Here is a 2,675-nt window from a genome sequence, read left to right on the forward strand (position 1 = left end):
ATCAAGATTTATCAGAATACGACATTCGAAAATCTGATGACCGATAGCATAAATGTAAACATAAAAAAGCGATTGAATAGCGTAGTCTTTCAATCGCTTTTTTGTGTTGAGCAACCGTAGCCGTTAGGCGTAGGGCGGTAGTTACGGCGTAGCCGTGAGCCAACTGCAAGTTCAGGATTTTTTGTGTCAACAAAAAATGGGATTTTGGGGCATTGGGCGGACTATTTGTCCGACAATGTCCTAAAAATCCCTATCCTGCATTAGACATTTATGCTATTTTCCTTGTTACGCTGTAAAACGCACGGAATTTAACGATGAAACAAAAAGCTAGCTTTCGTATTGATGAACAACTACACAATAGATTAAAGGTATTTGCGAATAGTCAAGGAATAACAACAAGCCAATTAATCGAATTAGCTTGTTATAGTTTTATGGAAGAAAAACCAAAGCCAACTAAGCAAATTGAACGGCATAAAAAATTAGAAACAATCAATGTAACACTTAGAGTTAATCAGCCAACCTATAAGAAATTAGCTAAAATCATTCAAGCTAAAAATTCTACCCTATCGCAAGAATTGAATTATCGTCTTTCAGCCACGCTTGAAAATAACGTTTTTAGTGATGTAGAACTTGGTAAGTTATGGGCGGTTAAAGTGGATATTGATAGATTAGGCAACCTATTTAAATTGGCAATCGATCAGAAAACACCTGTAAATGACGAGTTATTTAAACAACTTGATAATGATATTAAGGATTTACGCAATGAATTTAATAAAATTCTTACAACGGTAAATAAACGAACGCTATTAAGATAAAAAACAAAACCGCCTAAATGGCGGTTTATGCTATAATTTTTCATGGTTGGTCGGGTGTTATATAGCTTTCCCGACTGGTACTCGGGTTAGCTATATCCTCCCAAATCTTACCGATCTAAGGAGGTGATTATGTGTGAAATGGTTTAAATTATTACTAATTCTAATCATTATCCTGTTGCTAACTGCTGATACCCCTATCGCAAGATAGCAACCCAACCAAAGGGATGGACTTCGGTTCGTCCCTTTCCAATATTATATGACCTACCCTTTGCAAATTCAATTATTCTTAAAACGCTCTAAAATCCATTTTAAGCCATTTTTAACGATCACCCTGATAAAACCATTACTAAAACTATTTCTAACGCCCTACGGTTGTTAAATCCGCCTTAAACGTTAAAAGCAAGTTTTAACGCTTAAGACAGATTGCCACTTATTTTTCTAAAAACAAAAAATAAGGCGATAGCCTTATATTCTTTCTTTCTTTCTATCTTTCTTATCTTTCTGACTTTCGAAAGCCTTGTTAGACAAGGCTTGCGAAAGTCAGAAAGATAAGAAAGATAGAAAGAAAGAAAGAATATAAGGCTATCGCCTTATTTTTTGTTTTTAGAAAAATAAGTGGCAATCTGTCTTAAGCGTTAAAACTTGCTTTTAACGTTTAAGGCGGATTTAACAACCGTAGGGCGTTAGAAATAGTTTTAGTAATGGTTTTATCAGGGTGATCGTTAAAAATGGCTTAAAATGGATTTTAGAGCGTTTTAAGAATAATTGAATTTGCAAAGGGTAGGTCATATAATATTGGAAAGGGACGAACCGAAGTCCATCCCTTTGGTTGGGTTGCTATCTTGCGATAGGGGTATCAGCAGTTAGCAACAGGATAATGATTAGAATTAGTAATAATTTAAACCATTTCACACATAATCACCTCCTTAGATCGGTAAGATTTGGGAGGATATAGCTAACCCGAGTACCAGTCGGGAAAGCTATATAACACCCGACCAACCATGAAAAATTATAGCATAAACCGCCATTTAGGCGGTTTTGTTTTTTATCTTAATAGCGTTCGTTTATTTACCGTTGTAAGAATTTTATTAAATTCATTGCGTAAATCCTTAATATCATTATCAAGTTGTTTAAATAACTCGTCATTTACAGGTGTTTTCTGATCGATTGCCAATTTAAATAGGTTGCCTAATCTATCAATATCCACTTTAACCGCCCATAACTTACCAAGTTCTACATCACTAAAAACGTTATTTTCAAGCGTGGCTGAAAGACGATAATTCAATTCTTGCGATAGGGTAGAATTTTTAGCTTGAATGATTTTAGCTAATTTCTTATAGGTTGGCTGATTAACTCTAAGTGTTACATTGATTGTTTCTAATTTTTTATGCCGTTCAATTTGCTTAGTTGGCTTTGGTTTTTCTTCCATAAAACTATAACAAGCTAATTCGATTAATTGGCTTGTTGTTATTCCTTGACTATTCGCAAATACCTTTAATCTATTGTGTAGTTGTTCATCAATACGAAAGCTAGCTTTTTGTTTCATCGTTAAATTCCGTGCGTTTTACAGCGTAACAAGGAAAATAGCATAAATGTCTAATGCAGGATAGGGATTTTTAGGACATTGTCGGACAAATAGTCCGCCCAATGCCCCAAAATCCCATTTTTTGTTGACACAAAAAATCCTGAACTTGCAGTTGGCTCACGGCTACGCCGTAACTACCGCCCTACGCCTAACGGCTACGGTTGCTCAACACAAAAAAGCGATTGAAAGACTACGCTATTCAATCGCTTTTTTATGTTTACATTTATGCTATCGGTCATCAGATTTTCGAATGTCGTATTCTGATAAATCTTGAT

2 protein-coding genes are annotated in these 2,675 nt (G+C 35.1%); one reads left to right on the forward strand and one right to left on the reverse strand.

Annotated features, from left to right (window positions below):
• The first annotated feature begins 314 nt into the window (after window positions 1-314).
• Complete coding sequence (locus tag ACXVWP_RS11030; protein ID WP_369866970.1) at window positions 315-815, forward strand: hypothetical protein; 501 nt, start codon at window positions 315-317, stop codon at window positions 813-815.
• A 1,045-nt stretch (window positions 816-1,860) separates the two neighbouring features.
• Here the strand turns inward: ACXVWP_RS11030 and ACXVWP_RS11035 are convergent.
• On the reverse strand, window positions 1,861-2,361 hold the full coding sequence (locus tag ACXVWP_RS11035) for a hypothetical protein (protein ID WP_369866970.1): 501 nt from the start codon (window positions 2,359-2,361) through the stop codon (window positions 1,861-1,863).
• Window positions 2,362-2,675: the final 314 nt, after the last annotated feature.

Source organism: Haemophilus sp. SZY H56, from assembly GCF_054332415.1.

Excerpts from the sequence above, each read along its gene's own strand:
- ACXVWP_RS11030 (WP_369866970.1), top strand. The coding sequence starts at position 315 with ATGAAACAAAAAGCTAGCTTTCGTATTGATGAACAACTACACAATAGA.
- ACXVWP_RS11035 (WP_369866970.1), bottom strand. The coding sequence starts at position 2,361 with ATGAAACAAAAAGCTAGCTTTCGTATTGATGAACAACTACACAATAGA.